Genomic DNA, 18,404 nt, shown 5'->3' with positions numbered 1-18,404 from the left:
GTAAATGCTATGTTAAAGTGTGTGTGTTAAGCCACATTTATTTTTGGGGTAATTAATTTATCAGGTAAATCATAAAGATAAGGTGGAGCCAAAAAGTAACGGCGCTCATTTACAGCACGGTTAACAAAACAACCACCACCTATCTTTCAATAATTTTACATACTACGAGTATTACTGATCCAAACCGTTTGATAGGGGGTTAATACGAAATCAGAGTGATCTAAAATGATTTCATTGCCAGTAATTAAGTCCCACCAACAGTCTGTGCCAATTAAGTTGATATCTGACATAACAACCGTTTGATCTGCATCTGTGATGTTACTGATACAGAATATACTTTGTCGTCTATCAATACTTTGGCGCCAGAAACCAAATAGTTTTGCCCCCAACTGCAAGGTAAATTGTGTTGCGTTAGGATGGAAAGCTTTTTGGTGAATGCGTATAGACAACAGGTGATTGATTCGCTTAAGTGCAATGGCATGCTGACTATCTTTATCATTCAGTTGGTTTTCTAGTTCTGACATATCCCAGCGTTTACGATTAATGGAGCGATTCTGACTGGTATTGGTTACCCGTTCATAATCATTTCCGGTCGCCAGTATACTATGTATGTACAAGCCTGGTATGCCTTCTAAAGCAAACATAATTTCATGGGCACAGATAAATCTTTCCATGCCTAAATTATCCGGCCCTTTAGTTGTGCCTTTTAAGGCATCAAATAACGCGATATTTATTTCGTAGGGTTTTTGTTTACCACCGGGGAGGGTACGCCAAGACACCATGCCGCCAAAACTTTGCATGGTATTAACAAGAGTATTAATCTCTTTTTCATCCAACAAACCCTCTGCTGGACGCAGACCAATGCCGTCATGGGAAGCAATGAAGTTAAAATAGGTGGTCCCGTTTTGTGCTGGCGGCATACTCATTAGCCAGTTCTTTAAATAAGTACAGTCGCCGGTCACTAAGGTGTTCACCAATAACGGTGGCAATGAAAAGTTATATACCGCATGGGCTTCGTTAGCATTACCAAAATAAGTTAGGTTTTCACGGTTTGGAATGTTGGTTTCAGTAATGATAATGCAATCGTTTTGTGCGTATTCAATCAATGTACGTAGTAAGCGAATAACTTCATGGGTCTTTTCTAGGTTAATACAGGTGGTGCCTGATTTTTTCCAGAGAAAAGCAACGGCATCTAATCTGAAAATCCGCACGCCGTGATCCAAATATTGTCGAATAATCTCAACAAATGCACCCAAAACCTTGGGATTTTGAAAGTCAAAATCCACTTGGTCGTGACTAAATGTACACCAAACTTTTTTAATGCCATTTTCAGTTTTGGTTTCCCGCAATAGTTCAGATGTGCGGGGCCTTACGACGTTGGATGTGTCATAGTCATCATCAACGGTAAAGAAAAAATCACTACCAGGTCCTTCACCTTTAATAAAGTTATCGAACCATGCACTGCGCGAAGAACAATGGTTAATAACCAAATCCGACATTAATCGGTAGTTAGTTGAAATTGACTTAACGTCTAGCCAATTTCCCAATGATTCATTTACGCTTGAATAATCAATTACCGCAAATCCATCATCTGAACTATATGGAAAGAACGGCAGTATGTGCACCGAATTAATGGTGTCTTTCACATGATTGTTTAAAAACTGATGCAAGGTTACCAATGGGGTTTGCATCTCTGACTCTATGCTATCCCCATAAGTAATCAATATAATGTCTTCTTCGCTCCAATGATTTTGATGAGGTACAGGCATTTGTCTATCACCTACCTCATCTAATCGCATTGTGGTGATAAGCGATTTTGCCAGTTCCTCGCTATTTTGAGGAATATCAACCCCTTGATAAATTACGTCTAAGTGATGTTGTATTTTTTCACACAGCCACGTATAAGCTTCAGACATTGATGTTTCCCCTTACTTTTAATATCGAAACTCTTCGTAATCCAATTCAACGGCATCTTTGATGCGTTCTAGTATATCTGGTACAGCACTTATGACTCGGTTCCAGCTAGGTATAAAGGGTGTTTCCATTGGGTTTTCCAAGAAACTTTGACCTGCTTTCATAATATTTTCAGCAAACATTTCTACTGCTTTTTCTTCTCTATGAATGTCCAACTCCAGTCCATTCATAACCGCATCATTGTGATAGGTTTCCACAAAATCCAATGCGATTCGGAAATAGGTGGCTTTTAATGTGCGGAATGATTCATTGGTGAAGGTAAAACCTTGTGTAGCAAGTTTACGAAACAGTGCTTTAGTAATGTCGATAGACATTTTAGACAATCCACCTTGATCATTATGAAGAGAAAGATCTTGGTGTTTATGATCATAGGTTTCTGCAATGTCTACTTGGCACAAACGGTTGTGAGAGTAGTTACGGTGCATCTCTGATAACACACCGATTTCTAATCCCCAATCACTGGGAATGCGAATATCATTTAACACATCACGTCTGAATGAAAACTCGCCCGCTAATGGATATCTAAAACTATCCATAAACTCTAAGTATTCGTTGTTACCTACGGTGCGTTTTAATGCGCGCAATAATGGAGTTACTAATAATCGGGATACTCGACCATTGATTTTTCCATCTGCCACACGGGCGTAATAGCCTTTACAAAACTCGTAATTAAACTGAGGGTGAGCAACCGGATAAATCAATTTTGCCAGAAGACTGCGATCGTAGGTTAAGATGTCACAATCGTGCAATGCAATAGATTCTGCACGGCCTGTAGCTAGAATATACCCCATGCAATACCACACGTTACGGCCTTTGCCCATTTCTTTTGGAGCAAGACCTAAATCAGCTAACTCTTTGTCGATAGCCTTTAAACGCGGACCATCATTCCACAAAATACGATGATGCTGTGGCAGTTTGTCAAAAAACTTAATGGCGTGTTGATATTGCTCTTTTGACGCTCTATCTAAACCAATAACAATTTCGCTTAAATAGGGCACTTTGCATATGTTATTGATAATTTCTGGCATCGCTTCGCCCTCAAGCTCGGAAAACAAGCTTGGTAAAAGCAGGCCTAATGGACGCTTTTTGGAAAAGGCTAACAGTTCAGATTCCATTTCATCAATGGGGCGTTTAGATAGTTGGTGTAAAGTTGTGGTTATTCCGTTTTGGTAAAAATCAGCCATTTTCTGGCTCCTTTAACGTTAAATTTAATATTTGTTGAAGACATTCAGTCCAACCCTCAGGTCCTTCGAGTTGGCTATCAAACACATTTTCTGTGCGTTGTAGTTGAGGATAGTCGTTAACCGGAGATTTTATGCGTACTGCTATATCGGCGGCATCAAGCATGGCCGCATCATTTTGGCCATCACCTAATGCAATGGAAACCCAATTGATATCTGGATATTGTCTTTGCAACTCGCCTACAAACCAATTAAGTGCGGCACCTTTATCAGTTTCTCCAGATATATGGATAAAGCGTCCACCTATGAGGGTTTTTGCGCCGAGTTGTTGCACACAGTTGATAAACTTTTTCTTTTGTTCTTCGTTCCCCAGCCATAATACCGGTTCACCATACAATCTATTTGCAGCACGTTTAGCTTGTTCTGGTTCCAACCCTGTGGCCTCACAAATTTCTGCTAGGGTCATTTTAGAAAAGTGGGTAAATTGACCTGCAAAGTCGTTTTCAATTTTGTTTAAAAGGCTTAACCAATAGCTTTTTTTAGAGGTGAAATTCCGAACCCAGTTTTTACCCACCCATTGAGTATTTGCGGGTTTTTTCTTGAAGAAACCATGAGGAATATGAATAGCTGCACCATTTTCGACAATAAAGGGGCCTTCAATGCCCAGTTGGTCAGTTAACTCCTGCATTTCATCGTAGGTTTTGCTGGTATTTGGAATAACTGGAATGCTATTTTTTTTCAAGAAAGAAAGCATCCTTTGAGCGGCTTCGTGACTGTAAGAGTGATGATCCAGTAAGGTGCCATCCATATCGGTAAAAATGACAAACTGGTCGCTCATTTTACCCCCTTTACGTTAATAATTTTTCGGTGTTTATCTAAATCAAATACCACATCACAAGAGTCTTTAAGTGTCGCTAAACTCTGCTCTGTTAATCTTTGATAATGCTGAATAAATCGTTTGATTTCGTTTACTGACATAATCCCACTTTTAGCTTCTGAGTCAGAAGCAGTTGCCAATTTTTGAATAAGTTTTTGCTCTTGTTGAAGTCGCCAGTCGAAAACACACTCAAAAGAAGGTGCTTTAAGCATTATCCAAAAATCCATTAATTGATATAAATTTTGATATTCTGTTTGCAATTGTTGATTGACGTAAGTACGCCAAGTACCGTCACTGTCTTCTTCAGACTCCAATGTATTTATTGGTGTGGAGAGTTGCTCATTAGTTTGAGCAGTAACACCCCAGCACCATCCTTCCATTAAAATAATATCTACTGGCTGTTCGATAACTGGCCATTCTTCTTTAGGGAAGGGATCATCCGTTGCCTTATTAAACCTTGGAATCGCAAAGCCTGTTTGTTGCTGTTTTAAATTGAGTAATACCTGATTCAATAGTTTTGTATCATGGGTACCTGGTACGCCCCGAGTTGCTAATAGCGGGTGTATGCTATCGGCTAATTCATGGCGGTAGGCTTTTGAAAAATAAAAGTCATCTAATGAAAGGTTTATAACTTTTAATTGTTTTACCTCAGTCAAGTAGGTGAGTAAAAGCTCGGTGAGAGTCGACTTTCCGGAACCTTGGCATCCATTTATACCGATGAAGATTGGTCTTTCTGCACTGTCATGGTGCAACTTTAATTTTTCTGCTAAAGGGATGAACCATGTTAGCGCAACATCACTAAAGTTCGTATCGAGTTGGTGTTTTTCGATAAAGGCTTCAAGTAGCCTTTTAGATTCTGGAGTTACCTTCAAAATTGGCCTTTATAGAGTAAATAATTAACTGGAATATTTATAATCATCAAATAGAACTTACAACAAACGTGCCAATATAGTGCTAACTTTAATTATCAAATAAAGCAAATAATCGTTTTGATAGCAAGCAATGTCGTTCGTGATTAACAAACATAAACCATTTGCGTTGCGCCTCCATAGTGAGGTTAAATGACGTTATCATCAATGCTATACTCAAATTGAGTAACAACTTAATATCCTAAGTGATATTACTAATTAGTAAATGATACTTAAAATGAAACTCCGAGCCTCTGTTACTAAGTATTGCAGATAGAGATTAAGGTTTTTTAAAGGTGAGTTTAAACCTACTCGATGAAAACTTTAATAAACAATATAAGTAATTTAGGCCGCAACTATTTTGGGTTGCCAGGGTAAATTGGGAAACTAGTTTGCCTCCCGCTACATGTACAACAATTTGGTTGTTCATGACTTTGGAAAGGTGTTTAACGTGTTAAAAGATAAATTTGGGCGCCGCTTCCATTACTTGCGGCTGTCCGTCACAGATGTATGTAACTTTAGTTGCGACTATTGCCTACCTGATGGTTATCAATGCGACTCCGATCGTAATTTTTTAGGCTTGTCTGAAATCCGTCAAATTTGTGCGGGTTTTGCTGACTTAGGAACCAAAAAAATTAGGATAACAGGGGGAGAGCCCTCGTTACGTAAAGATCTGCCACAGATTATTCAAATTGCGGCCTCAACCACTGGCATTGAACAGGTAGCTATTACCACCAACGGCTATCGTTTAGAACAGCAAGTAGACGCTTGGGTAGATGCTGGTCTCAATTCATTGAATGTCAGTATTGATAGCCTTGATCCCCGTATGTTTGAAAGTATTACCGGTCACGATAAACTGGAAACCATCTTGTCAGGTATTAAACGTGGCTTAGACCGTGGATTGAAAGTTAAAGTCAATGGCGTTTTAATGCGTCAATATAATGGTAATGAACTCGGAGCCTTTTTATCCTGGTTAAAACATACGCCGATTACCTTTCGACTGATCGAACTGATGGAAACAGGCGATAATAAAGACTTCTTTAAGCTAAACCATTTGTCCGGTGAGCCAATTAAACAGTATTTACTTGAAAATGGTTGGAGTCCTGTTATTCAAAATAATACCGCAGGCCCTGCACAAGAATTTTGGCATCCAGATTATCAAGGTAAAATTGGCCTTATCATGCCTTACAGTAAAGATTTTTGCGCCAGTTGCAATCGCCTAAGGATCAGCGCCACCGGTAAATTACACCTGTGTTTATTTGCTGATAAAGGCTTAGATATTCGACCTTATTTACAACAAACAGACACCCTAGAGTTGCAACAACAATTACAGCAATTGTTAGGGGATAAAGACGCTACTCATTGGCTAGATCAAGGTTTTACCGGTGCCACTAAACATTTGGCGATGTTAGGTGGTTAACCATGAGCGCTGACAGTTCAATTAAAAACACCTTAGGGTTAATTTTAGCGGGCGGGCGTTCTAGTCGAATGGGAGTAGATAAATCCACTTTAAGTTTGTCTGGTGAGTCTTTTTTGCAACTTGCAATCAAACGTTTTGAGTCCATTGGCATCAATAATTATGTAGTTAGCTCTAATAGCCTAGAAGGTGCTATGGCAGACAGGTTGTTTGATAAAGGACCTTTGGCTGCTTTAGACGCGCTATTAAGTCTTCCCCAATCTAGGCTAAATGATGTTGATGGTGTTTTAGTTGTGCCTATTGATATGCCGTTGTTTCCTGCTGCTAATTTAAAGCAACTCGCTTTACAGGGTACAGAGTTTCAATGTGCGTGTTATTTCCGCTCCCATCCCATGCCGTTTTTTATTCAGTTGGATCCCCTGTTTACGGCAACACTAAAACAACAAATTGAGTCTGATGATAGATCGATTTTTTCATTACTTAAAAAACTCAGCGCAGTGGAAATTAATTATAATGAAGGGCAAATAGCCAAAGATGCTTTTTACAATGTAAATACCCCAGAGCAAATGCAAAAAGTGGAACAAATGAGTCAATGTTAGGGGTGTTTAGTTCAGTTTTATGGAGGGCCAATGCCTGCAATCAAGCAATTTAAATCACTTAATATCGCAGTGTTAACTGTATCAGATACACGGGATGAAGAAACCGATACATCGGGACGCTATTTAGTTGAAGCGGCAACATCTGCTGGCCATCAGGTAGTGGAAAAGCGAATTTGTAAAGATGATAAATACCAACTTCGCAGTATCGTTTCAAATTGGATTTTAGCTAAAAATATCCACGTAGTTCTTACCACTGGGGGAACAGGTTTTACTCCCAGGGATATGACTCCAGAGTCTTTAGAAGTGTTATTTGATAAACATATTGAGGGGTTTGGTGAACTATTCCGTCAAATTTCCTATCAGCAAATTGGTACCTCTACGGTGCAATCTCGAGCGCTGGGTGGCATGGCCAATGGCACCGCTATATTTTGTTTGCCTGGTTCAACGGGGGCGTGCAAAACTGGCTGGCAAGACATTTTATTAGAGCAACTAGACAGTCGTCATAAGCCCTGTAATTTTGTTGTGCATTTAAAAAACCTTGATGTTGACCAATGTGAAAGCAGGGGATAATTGTGCAATCAAATAAACCAGACAGTCATCAAACGACAAATAAATCAGACAGACATCAAACAATACAAAAACACTTAAGTCATGTTGATCAAAACGGTCAAGCGAATATGGTGGATGTTACCGACAAAGCCGTTACCCAGAGAATCGCAACTGCGTCGGGCTTTGTACAGATGCAAACGGATACCTTAAATATGATTGCCAATGGGCAACATGCTAAAGGAGATGTTTTCGCTGTTGCTCGTATTGCCGGTATTCAGAGCGCAAAAAAGTGTGCAGACTTGATCCCTCTTTGTCACCCATTGATGTTATCTAAAGTCCAAGTGGATTTTACGGTTGATTCATCTTTAAGTCGGGTTAATATTCGCGCAACCTGCAAGTTAGCAGGGCAAACAGGAGTAGAGATGGAAGCGTTGACTGCAGTTTCTGTGGCTGCACTTACCCTGTTTGATATGTGTAAGGCAGTGGATCCTCATATGCTCATTGGCGATATAAAAGTCGAGGAAAAAAGTGGCGGCAAGACTGGGGATTGGCATCGTTCGGATAATCAAAAAGGTTAAACATCTTTCATGAAAATATTGTTTTTTGGTCAACTTAGGGAACAACTCGGTGTCGCAGAGCTTTGCTTAGAGGAACGCCCTAATACCGTTCATGCTTTGCGGGAATTGCTAGCCGCTAAGGGCGAAATTTGGCAACAATATTTGTCATCTAAACACGTGTTGGTAGCTGTGAATCAAACGATTTGTGACTTTGATACGGCAATTGAGGCTAACGACGAAATTGCGTTTTTTCCTCCGGTCACAGGTGGTTGATAATGATTAAATCAACTCCGTTAATCACGATTTTGGTTCAACAGTCTGATTTTGAGCACGGGGAAGAGTACCAACGCCTCAAAAATTTCGATACCCAATATGGCGCAATTGTTACCTTCACAGGACTGGTTCGAGACACGAATTTAGGCGAAAGTGTCAGTGGATTATTTCTTGAACATTACCCTGGCATGACAGAAAAGGTGCTTGATGACTTGGCTAAACAAGCCTCACAAAAGTGGTCACTAGGGGCGATAACTATTATTCACCGAGTAGGGATGTTAGATATTAATCAACAAATTGTGTTTGTTGGGGTAAGTTCACAACATCGTAGCGAGGCTTTTGAAGCCTGCCAATTTTTAATGGATTTTTTGAAAAACCAAGCGCCATTTTGGAAAAAAGAAGTAAGGGAAGGTTGTGAGCATTGGATTGAAAAAAGACAATCAGATGAACTCGCTGCGCAAAAATGGACGAAGTGAGCTGACACTAGGCTCACTTTATTCGGGTTCTCAGTGGGCATTAATTTAACCAAAGCTAAACCTCTCCAGTCCCCCCTTTATCTATAAATTTGGCTGCTAATAGAGCGGTTTTCACGCTAAATATTCCAAGCCGAATTAACAAATTATCTAATTTCATTAACAACTTAGCTTGCCAAGTGGCGAAAATACTATCAACATGGGATAACTGAGCAGCATTGTTTGTTCTACAGAGTGATTTGTTATTCAAAATAAACAAAAAGGAATCTTTAATGAATAGTCTAGCTACAGAGTTACCCAGCAAGTTTTCTATTTATCGTAAAGCCGTGGTTGCCAGTGTTGCATTAGCTCTCTCATCCACGAGTATTGCACAGCAAACACCTGCAACTGATAGCGATAACGAAGAAGAATATGAAGTCGTTGTGGTAACAGCTCAAAAAAGAACTCAACAATTATCTGAAGTCCCCATTGCCATTTCGTCTTTCAGTGCGGCCAGTATTGATCAAACTGGTATTACACAATTAACCGAGTTAGCCGATTTTATCCCTAATTTATCGATTACCCGAACCACTGATTTTACTTCTGCGATTACCATTCGAGGGGTGGGGGCCAACAGTCGTAATATTGGCTTTGATACCCGAGTAGGGGTTTACCTAGATGGGGTTTACCTTGGTCAGTCACCGGCGCTAAACCAAGAACTTTTGGATTTAGAGCGAGTAGAAGTCTTACGTGGTCCACAAGGTACGTTGTTTGGCAAAAATACCGTAGCCGGTGCTATTAACCTTATTTCGAAAAAACCATCTGACGAGCTAGAAGGAAAGTTTAGTGCGTCTATTGGAAATTTGGGGGCAAGGGAAATTCAAGGCCAGATTAATCTGCCAATTTCAGACACCAGTGCCGCAAAATTCTCAGTCACTAAGTTAGACAGAGATGGTTATATAAAAAACCTAACCACTGGCAACGATTTGAACGAGCGTGATGCGTTAGCCTATCGGGGACAGTTCCGTTCACAATTATCTGATAAATTAGAATTAAATTTCAGTATTGATGGCCTCAATACGGAACGTTTATCCTTTTTAGGCGAAGCGATATCAGATACATTCAGTAATACACTGGATGCAGCCGCGCCTGAAAAATACGAAGTAGCCACTACCATTGATACCTATGAAAAACGCGATATAGTCGGTGGCTCAATGGATTTGTCTTATCAAATGGACAGTGGTTATGACATAAAATCTATTACTGCATATCGAGATACAGACATTTTTTACCGCAATGACTCAGATTATTCAGTGGTTGATTTTCTGGTCATAGAATATTCAGACCAATACGAGCAATGGTCTCAAGAGTTCCAAATTATATCTCCTCAGGATGAGTCAGCGTTCGATTACGTAGCTGGCCTGTATTTATATCGTCAGGATGCCGAAACACGTCGTGATGCAATCAATGGCGCTCAGTCATTCTTGTTAGGAAATGTGCCAGGTTCAGTTGTAACTAACACCGGTTTTGTTACAACGGATAGCTACGCGGCTTATTTTAACGGTGGTTACGACCTATCAGAGGACAGTTCTTTGGCATTAGGGCTGCGCTACACCACTGAAGAAAAAGATCTAGACTGGTTATTAGATGGTTCTGCTTCAGGAATTTTTGGCATTGGCAGCACCGATGGTCAGCTTATCGATTCGCGCAGTGATAACTATATTTCTTATGCATTGAGTTTTAATCATTCATTTAATAAATCATTAAATGGTTACGCTAAATATTCGACTGGTTTCAAAAGTGGTGGTTATAACCTCGATTTCATCACCAATGCTGACTTAGCCGCAGGAATTCAATTCGATAAAGAAACTGTGGGCAGCGCAGAGTTGGGCTTGAAAGGTAATTTTTATCGTAATAGCTTAATTTTAAATTTCGCAGCATTTAATTCTGAGTTTAAAAACTATCAGGTTAATCAATTCATTGACTTAGGTAATGGAGCTTCATCGATTTCAATTCGTAATGCAGCCAAGGCGACGAGTAAAGGTTTTGAACTTGAAATGACCTATAGACCTATTAGTAACTTAGAAATACAAGCGAGCATGGGGTTGTTAGATACCGAGTTTGATAGCTTCCCAGGAGGCTTAACAGGTGGTGGCAATGCCGAAGGAAAAGACCTTATTAATGCACCAGACAGTAACTTCTCATTAGGTGCGCAATATATTACTGAAATCAGTGCAATTAATGCTGACTTAACCTTACGTTTAGATGTGACTCACAGTAGTGGCTTCTTTACTACAGTTGATAATGTCGAAACTGCGACACTGGCGGATGGCACTGTGGTCGATTTTGGTCATGTAGATAGCATCACTCTAGTTAACGCGCGTATCGGTTTACTCGGTACTAATAATGGTTGGGAAGCCTACCTTTGGGGACGTAACCTAGCTGATGTGCGTGATCCTATCGATAATCGCAAAGACTTTTTTGGCACTGTTACTACAAATTATCAAGAGCCTCGCACTTATGGTGTAGAAGTGGTTTATAGCTTCTGAGGAGAATAATATGCGCGCACTTTTAATTTGTTTTTCATTGGTATGCTTTTCTTCTGCAGCCCAGGAGAAAAGGCAACCGCCACCATTACCTGATTTTCCAGATTATCCGGCAATTACTGAGGTGAGTGGGGATACGGTTGGTGATGTTTATTTTTCTTCGGTCACACCTGGAGATTATAAATGGTTGGTTTTACCGGAACAGCAGCTTGCGGCAACCACTGTTCACGGACGATTGTTTTTGCCTAAAGGGGCTAGTGCCGAAAACCCAGTGCCAGCAATGGTCATCCTTCACGGTAGCGGCGGTATTCTGCCTAGCCGTGAAATAGCCTATGGTCAATGGATGGCGGATCATGGTATTGCAGGTTTAGTGGTTAATTCCTATGGCGCTAGGGGCGTAACGGAAGAGACGCCTTATGGACTAAGAGTGGCCGTTGTAAGTGATGCTGATGAGGTTGCCGATGCGTATAGCGCGTTAAATTTCCTCAATCAACATCCTGCTATTAAACCTCAAAAAATCGGTTTAATGGGATTCTCTTATGGTGGTATGGCTACGCGTGCCGCCTTAGATAATCGTATTTATCAAAATATGACTGCCGAAGTTCCTCCCTTTGCCTTGCATTTAGATTATTACGGTCCTTGTCATTTCGATCTGCAAACCGCTAAAACTACAGGCGCACCATTATTTAGCCTGCGCGGTGCAGAAGATAAGTCCAATGATTTAGAAGCCTGCGCACGTATTGAAAATCAATTGCGTGGTGCAGGTTCAGCCATCGGCAGTACAATTTTCCCCAGTGCTGGACATGGTTGGGAAATGGCAACACCAAGACAGTTCGTGGCGACTTTAAACCCAGCGCCTTGCCAGCAAGTGTTATTAGACAATGGCGATTGGCAAATAAACGGAAAAACCATAGAAGTTCCTTCACAGCTTAATCGTGAACAAAAATACCACTTTAGATTGCGTATTTTGGGGGCAATGCAACAAACCTGTATGTCTGAAGGTTATATTATGGGACAAGACAAACAAACCCATGGGTTTTCTAATTTATTGCTTTCCCAATACACCAGTAACTATTTGTTAAAATAGTACCAAGCAAAAGGAGTGCGTATGAAATATGGTGTGACTATTGTGAGTTTGTTGTTTTGTGTTGTCAGCAGTTTTGCTGCAGCACAATCCAGCAGCCTTAAAAGACTGAGTTCCGAGGAGTTTAAACAGTTAAATCTGCCATTTTCGCAAGCTGTCGAGGCTAACGGCATCTTATATTTATCCGGCGAGTTGGGGGTGATCCCCGGACAACTGAAACTGGTGGAAGGTGGTGTAGTTGCAGAAACTCATCAAGTTTTAAAAAATATTAAGGCTACCCTAGAGCGTTTTGGTTCCAGCATGGACAAAGTGATTAAATGCACCTTGTTTCTTGCGGATATTAACGAATGGGGAGAGGTGAACAAAGTTTATGTGCAGTACTTCAAAACATCGTTACCGGCGCGAAGTGCCGTTGCTGGTAGTGGTCTAGGATTAGGTGGTCGAGTTGAAATTGAGTGTATGGCCTTAGCAGCGGACGCTTAAGCTAATAAAGCGAGAGCTAACCAATAGTCGTTTAAGTTCGGTTAGCTCTCGTGTTATTCTCCGCCGCACTACAACTTAGCAGATCCTAAAATAATGATAGAAAGAATTGAAACCAGTGCCAGAATGAGTCGAATTGTTAAACATAATGGTACCATTTACCTGTGTGGACAAGTCTGCAAAGACGCTGAAAAAGATATTACTGAACAAACGACTACTATGCTGGAAAAAGTCGATGAGCTTTTACAAAAAGCAGGTAGTGACAAACACCACCTTCTCTCGGCAACTATTTACGTTAAAGACATGAGCTATTTCGCCGCTATGAACGCAGTGTGGGATGCATGGGTGCCTGAAGGACAGGCTCCAGCAAGAGCTTGTGTGGCGGCTAAAATGGCTCGTGAAGCACTATTAGTGGAAATTTCAGTGGTGGCAGCAGAGATAAGCTAACCGTCTATTTAACCAGCCCCAAATTCACCGTATTTGCTACACTCTAGTGCTATCTTGGATTAAAAATTAGTGAACCATGAAAGATTGTAATCAATGTGGAAAGTGCTGTATTAAGTACGGTGGTGGGGACCTGAGTGCTTCCAAAGAAGAAATAGACATGTGGGAGTTATTTAACCCTGAAATTTTTGATTTTGTGAAACATAATCAAATATGGTTTGATCCAAAGTCAGGTGTCAGATTAAAAACCTGTCCATTTTTAGAAGTTGAACCCCAACAAAATCCACTTTCCCCTAAAAAATACATTTGCAGCATCTATGAAAATAGACCAGAAGATTGCCGTCATTATCCCAGCCTTATTTCTGAAATGATCAGGGATGAATGTGAAATGATTGAAATAAAGGATGTAACGGATCAAAAAAGTGCCCAAAAAGCCCTTGATATATTAATGAAAGATAGTCGCCCCTCAGACTATTCTTAAATTTAATATACTAAAGGCCTCGTTAACCACCCCTATAGTGGTTAACCTAGTAGATACTACTTAGCACACATTATTAAATTGTTGCGGTTAGCACGGCACGGATAGGGGCAGGGTATCCTTCAATGGTTTTAGTGTGATCATCGGGGTCTAAAAAGTCCGCTAATGACTGACTATCCATCCATTCTGTTTTGCGCTGTTCTTGCAAACTTGTAGGGCCAACATCAACCACTTTGACATCTTTAAAACCAACCCGTTTTAACCACACCGTTAGGGCTTGAGTGCTGGGTAAAAACCACACATTTCGCATTTGTGCGTAGCGCTCACCGGCCATTAGAACAGTGTGTTCATCACCTTCGACCACTAAGGTTTCAAGGACCAGTTGTCCCCCTGGTCGAAGCTGTTGTTTAAGCTGTTGTAAAAAATCAATTGGGCTACGTCTGTGGTATAACACGCCCATAGAGAAAACAGTATCAAAGGCCTTTAAGTTTGGCAGTTGCTCAACGCCAATGGGCAACAAATGAATGTTGGGGTTGGGAACAAAATGCTTGATAGTTTGGAATTGCATTAGAAACAATTGGGTTGGATCTATGCCTACTACAAATTTTGCATCCTCTCCTAACATTCGCCACATATGGTATCCACTACCACAACCGATATCTAAAACGGTTCGGTCTTTTAATGGCTCGATATGCGGTAAAACACGATCCCATTTCCAATCTGAACGCCACTCCGTATCAATGAAAATATCATGGACATAAAACGGCCCTTTGCGCCAAGGTTTAAATTGTTTCAATAAACCTGTTATTTGCCGCTTAGTATATTCATCAATATCCTCTGCAGTACCAATTTTAACCGCAGATTTTAAATCGACTGTAGAAACCTCTGTTTTAGGCACTTTGCTCAGCAGTTTTTGCCATTTTGCATAATCACCATGTAACTGTTGCTTTTCCCATGCTGAAATTTGACCTGGGAGGACATCAAGCCACTCGCTTAATGGCGATTGAGCAATGAGACTATAAAATTCTTTAAACCATTGATGAGCCATTTTTATTTAACCACCAACATTGAGGTAAAGTTGAAACAACAAAACCACATTACGAAATTTTTAAAACCAGCATTATCTAATCTGCTTTTATGTGTTTCTAATGAGTCAATTAACATCACGTTTTCAATGGCTGAACGTTTTTGGCTAATTTCCAATTCGCTGTATCCGTTATTACGTTTAAACTCATGGTGCAAATCTATTACCAGCTCATTGGCCAAACTGTTTTCATGGCGAATTTTTTCTGACAACACCAGCACACCACCAGGCTTCATACCCGAATAAATTTTTTCAATCAGCATATCCCGCTGAGGTGGGGGAATGAACTGCATGGTGAAATTAAGCACAACCACAGAGGCATTTTCGATTTCAATATCAAGAATGTCATTACAATACACCTTGGTTGGAATATCTGATTTGAAGGCGTTTAAATGCAACAAACATTTATCTACCATCGCCGGGGAGTTATCAACGGCAATAATTTCACAATTGGGCTGTTTAACGCTGCGACGCATGGCTAAACTTGCCGCACCTAAGGAACAACCTAAATCGTATAGATTACTGTCTTGCTGGGCAAAACGATTGGCAATTAAGCCGATATTATCAATTATCGTGCTATAACCCGGCACAGAGCGTTGGATCATGTCTGGAAATACTTGAGCAACTGCCTCGTCAAAACAAAAATCGTTAACTTTAGACTTAGGTTGCGAGTATATCGCGTCTTTTTGGTTCATCGTTTTTAACTCACAAACACGATTAAAGAAAAATTTTGGCAATTCTACCTGTGGCGATCAGTGTTAGCAAATTAAGCTCAAACGGTTGAAATAATGAACACAAGTTTAAAAACTTAGTTTAAACTTGCGTAAATATAGACTAAAGTCTAATACAGCTTTTGACGATAAATTTATAAATACGATAAAAGGGAAGTTTCATGCCTAAATTTCTAATAGCGGATGATCATCCGTTATTCAGAGAAGCATTAAAAGGTGCTTTGAGTCCATTATATAATGAAGTGGCATTTGTTGAATCAGATGCACTCGAAACAACATTAGATTCAATAGAAACTTGTGCCGATATAGATATTATCTTGCTTGATTTAAGCATGCCGGGTTGTGAGAATTTTTACGGTATTATTCGGGTGTGTGGCGATTTCCCAGAAATCCCAGTCATTGTTATTTCTGCTAGCGATCATCCTAAGGTGATTTCTCAAGCCATCGGTTACGGTGCCAAAGGATTTGTTTCAAAATCTGCCGCCATTTCATCCATTGCAGAAGCAATAGATACGGTGCTTAATGGCGGAACTTGGGTGCCTGATGAATTAAAAAGTCAAATTGATAGCATTTCAAGTGAACAGCAAGAAATTGCGTTAAAAGTGGCTGAATTAACCCCAAAGCAGTTTCAGGTATTGAATTATTTGCAAGAAGGTTTGCTAAACAAACAAATTGCTTATGATATGGACGTTACTGAAGCAACAGTTAAAGCGCATACTAGTGCAATATTTAAAAAACTAAAAGTTAATACAAGAACACAAGCTGTATTGTTAGTTGAAAAATTGCAGTCAAATATCTAAATATTACGTAAATTCGAAGATAGGTCATTTTTCAGGGTCAATACGATGATAGATTACACGCTTCCATTAGTAGATTTACATCGTCACTTAGACGGAAATATTCAACCCCATATTATTTGGGAGCTTGCGCAAAAACATCAAATAGCGTTACCAGCTAAGTCCTTGCAAGATGTGGAGCAACTTACTCAAATTCATGATAAAACCAGTGATTTACTGGCGTTTTTAGCCAAGCTTGATGTGGGTGTGTCGGTATTAGCTGACTACGACGCCTGCTATAAAGTGGCCTATGAAAATATGCGAGATGCTAAAAATAGTCGTCTAGATTACGTAGAGCTGCGCTTTTCGCCATATTATATGGCTCAATCTCATGATTTAAATATGACTGATTTGATTGCCGCTGTTATTGATGGGGTCAGAGCCGGTGAAAAAGATTTTGAGGTAAAAGCGAATTTAATTGGCATTTTAAGTCGTACTTTTGGTGCCGATGTATGTATGCAAGAGCTTAACGCTTTACTCAACTATCAAGATGAGATTGTCGCCCTAGATCTAGCAGGCGATGAATTGGGTTATCCTGCGGAACTATTCACCGATCATTTTGTTAAAGCGAGGGATGCAGATTGGTATATTACGGTACATGCCGGAGAGGCCGATGGTCCACAAAGCATTTGGAATGCCATTTATAAACTAGGCGCTAGCCGCATTGGACATGGTGTTACTGCTGTTCAAGATGAAAAGTTGTTGGCATACATGGTTGATAATAAAATAGCGATTGAGTCCTGCCCAACCTCGAATTATCAAACGGCGACGATAAAAAATTTAAAAAACCATCCTTTGGCGACTTTTTTACAACACCAGGTGTTAGTTACCTTAAACACTGATGATCCTGCGGTCTCTAATATTGATATTGCCCATGAGTATAAAGTTGCTAACGAGGTACTGGGTATTTCAGAGCAGCAACTAAAAACTATTCAGCTTAATGGCGTTAAAGCTGCGTTTTTAAATGCAGACGACAAAAAAGCGCTAATTGACAGCAAAGCACAATTAGGCCAAACCCACTAGACAAAACGCTGATTCGGATTCCTTAACTTAGGCCTTTAAACGTAGAAAAGACATCTTAGCTGCACTTCAGCATCATTTTTTTATTAAGTTTATGTGCCAACTAATGAAATAATAGACGATTAATGTCAGTAGGTTAAATGCGAGTTGATTATGAGAGCAGGAATTTGATTAACAATAATTTCTATCCTGCCATAAGGTTTTTTTTATGTTCAATTATTCTCGCTTTTACGGGGCTAGTAACCAGTGGCTGTGTGTCCCAACCCAAAGTGTATATCTACACCAAGTATTTAGATAACCAACAAACCCTCGATCTAAACGAAGCCTTATCTGTGCAGGATTTTGAGGTCGAATTTAACCAATTCGATTTTCCCACCACAATTACTGAAAATACCATATTGTATTCATTGTTGTTGGATGATTCACAAACCTTAATACGAGCAGAAAACACATTTGATGGTCTTGGAATACCTGTAGTTAATGTTCAAGGTTTAACCAAAGGCAACCATTGGTACACAAAAAACTCCCTTGCTATATTTATCTTTCCCAAAGAAAAAAACGCCCAAACAGGAGTCTTTAAACAAGACTTGGCGCAAACCTATCAACTAGAGATGAGTGATGGCTGTGAAGTAAAAGTTGAATTGGAATTAAAGCCCAATGGCAAGTACCGTTTTATTATTGATAACCCAAGGGCGGAAATTCAAACCTATCTATATGGGGATTGGTTATATCGGCAATATCCTTATTTAGAGCTGCGCCCAGAAAATGAGCCATACAGTTCTGCCTATTTTGAAATTTCTAAGGTGTTGGAGCAAGATCAAATAAGCAAAATAGACTTTACCCAATTAACCGTAATCGAATCGAAAGTTGTGCCTATAGGTTGTGTGTTAAAATACGGCTCTCGATATTAAATG

At 40.0% G+C, this 18,404-nt stretch carries 20 protein-coding genes and 1 riboswitch; of the genes, 14 read left to right on the top strand and 6 right to left on the bottom strand.

Going from position 1 to position 18,404, the window contains the following annotated elements:
* Positions 1–155 precede the first annotated feature (155 nt).
* From AB6T38_RS14485 to AB6T38_RS14470, 4 genes are read right to left on the bottom strand one after another with little or no spacing between them, the layout of a single operon-like run.
* Entirely contained in the window at positions 156–1,916 is a 1,761-nt protein-coding gene (locus AB6T38_RS14485) for a sugar phosphorylase (protein WP_372547979.1), read from the bottom strand.
* An 18-nt stretch (positions 1,917–1,934) separates the two neighbouring features.
* Positions 1,935–3,158 (bottom strand): glycosyl transferase, encoded by a 1,224-nt coding sequence (locus AB6T38_RS14480; RefSeq protein WP_372547978.1) that lies wholly within the window; start codon positions 3,156–3,158, stop codon positions 1,935–1,937.
* Positions 3,151–3,993, bottom strand: a complete 843-nt coding sequence (locus tag AB6T38_RS14475) for an HAD-IIB family hydrolase (RefSeq protein ID WP_372547977.1) — start codon at positions 3,991–3,993, stop codon at positions 3,151–3,153. Before AB6T38_RS14475 ends, AB6T38_RS14480 begins: the two co-directional genes overlap by 8 nt.
* The gene (locus tag AB6T38_RS14470) at positions 3,990–4,904 is read right to left on the bottom strand and encodes a kinase (RefSeq protein ID WP_372547976.1); all 915 of its coding nucleotides are present in this window, start codon (positions 4,902–4,904) and stop codon (positions 3,990–3,992) included. Before AB6T38_RS14470 ends, AB6T38_RS14475 begins: the two co-directional genes overlap by 4 nt.
* Positions 4,905–5,172: 268 nt before the next feature.
* Positions 5,173–5,401: riboswitch (molybdenum cofactor riboswitch) on the top strand.
* On the opposite strand from AB6T38_RS14470, the gene moaA reads away from it, so the two are divergent.
* From moaA to AB6T38_RS14415, 11 genes are all read left to right on the top strand, one after another.
* On the top strand, positions 5,392–6,360 hold the full coding sequence (moaA, locus tag AB6T38_RS14465; protein ID WP_372547975.1) for a GTP 3',8-cyclase MoaA: 969 nt from the start codon (positions 5,392–5,394) through the stop codon (positions 6,358–6,360). Its footprint overlaps the riboswitch before it by 10 nt.
* A 2-nt stretch (positions 6,361–6,362) precedes the next feature.
* Entirely contained in the window at positions 6,363–6,956 is a 594-nt protein-coding gene (locus AB6T38_RS14460; protein WP_372547974.1) for a molybdenum cofactor guanylyltransferase, read from the top strand.
* 30 nt (positions 6,957–6,986) lie between these two features.
* On the top strand, positions 6,987–7,526 hold the full coding sequence (gene moaB / locus AB6T38_RS14455; RefSeq protein ID WP_372547973.1) for a molybdenum cofactor biosynthesis protein B: 540 nt from the start codon (positions 6,987–6,989) through the stop codon (positions 7,524–7,526).
* A 62-nt stretch (positions 7,527–7,588) separates the two neighbouring features.
* Positions 7,589–8,083 (top strand): cyclic pyranopterin monophosphate synthase MoaC, encoded by a 495-nt coding sequence (gene moaC, locus AB6T38_RS14450; protein WP_372548023.1) that lies wholly within the window; start codon positions 7,589–7,591, stop codon positions 8,081–8,083.
* Positions 8,084–8,092: 9 nt separating this feature from the next.
* The gene (gene moaD / locus AB6T38_RS14445) at positions 8,093–8,335 is read left to right on the top strand and encodes a molybdopterin converting factor subunit 1 (RefSeq protein WP_372547972.1); all 243 of its coding nucleotides are present in this window, start codon (positions 8,093–8,095) and stop codon (positions 8,333–8,335) included.
* A 2-nt stretch (positions 8,336–8,337) separates the two neighbouring features.
* A complete protein-coding gene (gene moaE / locus AB6T38_RS14440; protein WP_372547971.1) occupies positions 8,338–8,811 on the top strand; it encodes a molybdopterin synthase catalytic subunit MoaE in 474 nt (157 codons plus the stop codon).
* Between the two features lie 269 nt (positions 8,812–9,080).
* A complete protein-coding gene (locus AB6T38_RS14435) occupies positions 9,081–11,336 on the top strand; it encodes a TonB-dependent receptor (protein WP_372547970.1) in 2,256 nt (751 codons plus the stop codon).
* Positions 11,337–11,346: 10 nt separating this feature from the next.
* A complete protein-coding gene (locus tag AB6T38_RS14430) occupies positions 11,347–12,420 on the top strand; it encodes a dienelactone hydrolase family protein (protein ID WP_372547969.1) in 1,074 nt (357 codons plus the stop codon).
* Between the two features lie 21 nt (positions 12,421–12,441).
* The gene (locus AB6T38_RS14425; protein WP_372547968.1) at positions 12,442–12,900 is read left to right on the top strand and encodes a Rid family detoxifying hydrolase; all 459 of its coding nucleotides are present in this window, start codon (positions 12,442–12,444) and stop codon (positions 12,898–12,900) included.
* Between the two features lie 90 nt (positions 12,901–12,990).
* Complete coding sequence (locus AB6T38_RS14420; protein ID WP_372548022.1) at positions 12,991–13,344, top strand: RidA family protein; 354 nt, start codon at positions 12,991–12,993, stop codon at positions 13,342–13,344.
* Between the two features lie 76 nt (positions 13,345–13,420).
* Complete coding sequence (locus AB6T38_RS14415; RefSeq protein WP_348489402.1) at positions 13,421–13,822, top strand: YkgJ family cysteine cluster protein; 402 nt, start codon at positions 13,421–13,423, stop codon at positions 13,820–13,822.
* A gap of 73 nt (positions 13,823–13,895) precedes the next feature.
* Here AB6T38_RS14415 and cmoB read toward each other — a convergent pair whose 3' ends face one another.
* Together cmoB and cmoA are read right to left on the bottom strand one after the other, a co-directional pair.
* Complete coding sequence (cmoB, locus tag AB6T38_RS14410) at positions 13,896–14,867, bottom strand: tRNA 5-methoxyuridine(34)/uridine 5-oxyacetic acid(34) synthase CmoB (RefSeq protein ID WP_372547967.1); 972 nt, start codon at positions 14,865–14,867, stop codon at positions 13,896–13,898.
* A gap of 2 nt (positions 14,868–14,869) precedes the next feature.
* Positions 14,870–15,598: a carboxy-S-adenosyl-L-methionine synthase CmoA gene (gene cmoA / locus AB6T38_RS14405; protein ID WP_372547966.1), complete on the bottom strand. Its 729-nt coding sequence runs from the start codon at positions 15,596–15,598 to the stop codon at positions 14,870–14,872.
* Between the two features lie 197 nt (positions 15,599–15,795).
* Here cmoA and AB6T38_RS14400 point away from each other — a divergent pair, with 197 nt between their 5' ends.
* The 3 genes from AB6T38_RS14400 (at position 15,796) to AB6T38_RS14390 (ending at position 18,401) form a co-directional block, all read left to right on the top strand.
* Positions 15,796–16,434, top strand: coding sequence for a LuxR C-terminal-related transcriptional regulator (locus AB6T38_RS14400; RefSeq protein WP_372547965.1), 639 nt, complete (start codon positions 15,796–15,798; stop codon positions 16,432–16,434).
* Between the two features lie 45 nt (positions 16,435–16,479).
* Complete coding sequence (gene add / locus AB6T38_RS14395) at positions 16,480–17,493, top strand: adenosine deaminase (RefSeq protein WP_372547964.1); 1,014 nt, start codon at positions 16,480–16,482, stop codon at positions 17,491–17,493.
* 251 nt (positions 17,494–17,744) lie between these two features.
* Positions 17,745–18,401: a hypothetical protein gene (locus tag AB6T38_RS14390; protein ID WP_372547963.1), complete on the top strand. Its 657-nt coding sequence runs from the start codon at positions 17,745–17,747 to the stop codon at positions 18,399–18,401.
* The last annotated feature ends 3 nt before the right edge of the window (positions 18,402–18,404 follow it).

This window comes from Aliiglaciecola sp. SL4 (assembly GCF_041538045.1).
GTDB lineage: Bacteria > Pseudomonadota > Gammaproteobacteria > Enterobacterales > Alteromonadaceae > Aliiglaciecola.
Note: the sequence above shows the minus strand (reverse complement) of the source record. Positions and strands in the feature narration are given on the sequence as shown.

Excerpts from the sequence above, each read along its gene's own strand:
- AB6T38_RS14435 (WP_372547970.1), top strand. The coding sequence starts at position 9,081 with ATGAATAGTCTAGCTACAGAGTTACCCAGCAAGTTTTCTATTTATCGT.
- AB6T38_RS14425 (WP_372547968.1), top strand. The coding sequence starts at position 12,442 with ATGAAATATGGTGTGACTATTGTGAGTTTGTTGTTTTGTGTTGTCAGC.
- AB6T38_RS14430 (WP_372547969.1), top strand. The coding sequence starts at position 11,347 with ATGCGCGCACTTTTAATTTGTTTTTCATTGGTATGCTTTTCTTCTGCA.
- AB6T38_RS14460 (WP_372547974.1), top strand. The coding sequence starts at position 6,363 with ATGAGCGCTGACAGTTCAATTAAAAACACCTTAGGGTTAATTTTAGCG.
- cmoB (WP_372547967.1), bottom strand. The coding sequence starts at position 14,867 with ATGGCTCATCAATGGTTTAAAGAATTTTATAGTCTCATTGCTCAATCG.
- moaD (WP_372547972.1), top strand. The coding sequence starts at position 8,093 with ATGAAAATATTGTTTTTTGGTCAACTTAGGGAACAACTCGGTGTCGCA.
- moaB (WP_372547973.1), top strand. The coding sequence starts at position 6,987 with ATGCCTGCAATCAAGCAATTTAAATCACTTAATATCGCAGTGTTAACT.
- add (WP_372547964.1), top strand. The coding sequence starts at position 16,480 with ATGATAGATTACACGCTTCCATTAGTAGATTTACATCGTCACTTAGAC.
- cmoA (WP_372547966.1), bottom strand. The coding sequence starts at position 15,598 with ATGAACCAAAAAGACGCGATATACTCGCAACCTAAGTCTAAAGTTAAC.
- AB6T38_RS14485 (WP_372547979.1), bottom strand. The coding sequence starts at position 1,916 with ATGTCTGAAGCTTATACGTGGCTGTGTGAAAAAATACAACATCACTTA.
- AB6T38_RS14400 (WP_372547965.1), top strand. The coding sequence starts at position 15,796 with ATGCCTAAATTTCTAATAGCGGATGATCATCCGTTATTCAGAGAAGCA.
- AB6T38_RS14415 (WP_348489402.1), top strand. The coding sequence starts at position 13,421 with ATGAAAGATTGTAATCAATGTGGAAAGTGCTGTATTAAGTACGGTGGT.
- AB6T38_RS14475 (WP_372547977.1), bottom strand. The coding sequence starts at position 3,993 with ATGAGCGACCAGTTTGTCATTTTTACCGATATGGATGGCACCTTACTG.
- AB6T38_RS14480 (WP_372547978.1), bottom strand. The coding sequence starts at position 3,158 with ATGGCTGATTTTTACCAAAACGGAATAACCACAACTTTACACCAACTA.
- moaE (WP_372547971.1), top strand. The coding sequence starts at position 8,338 with ATGATTAAATCAACTCCGTTAATCACGATTTTGGTTCAACAGTCTGAT.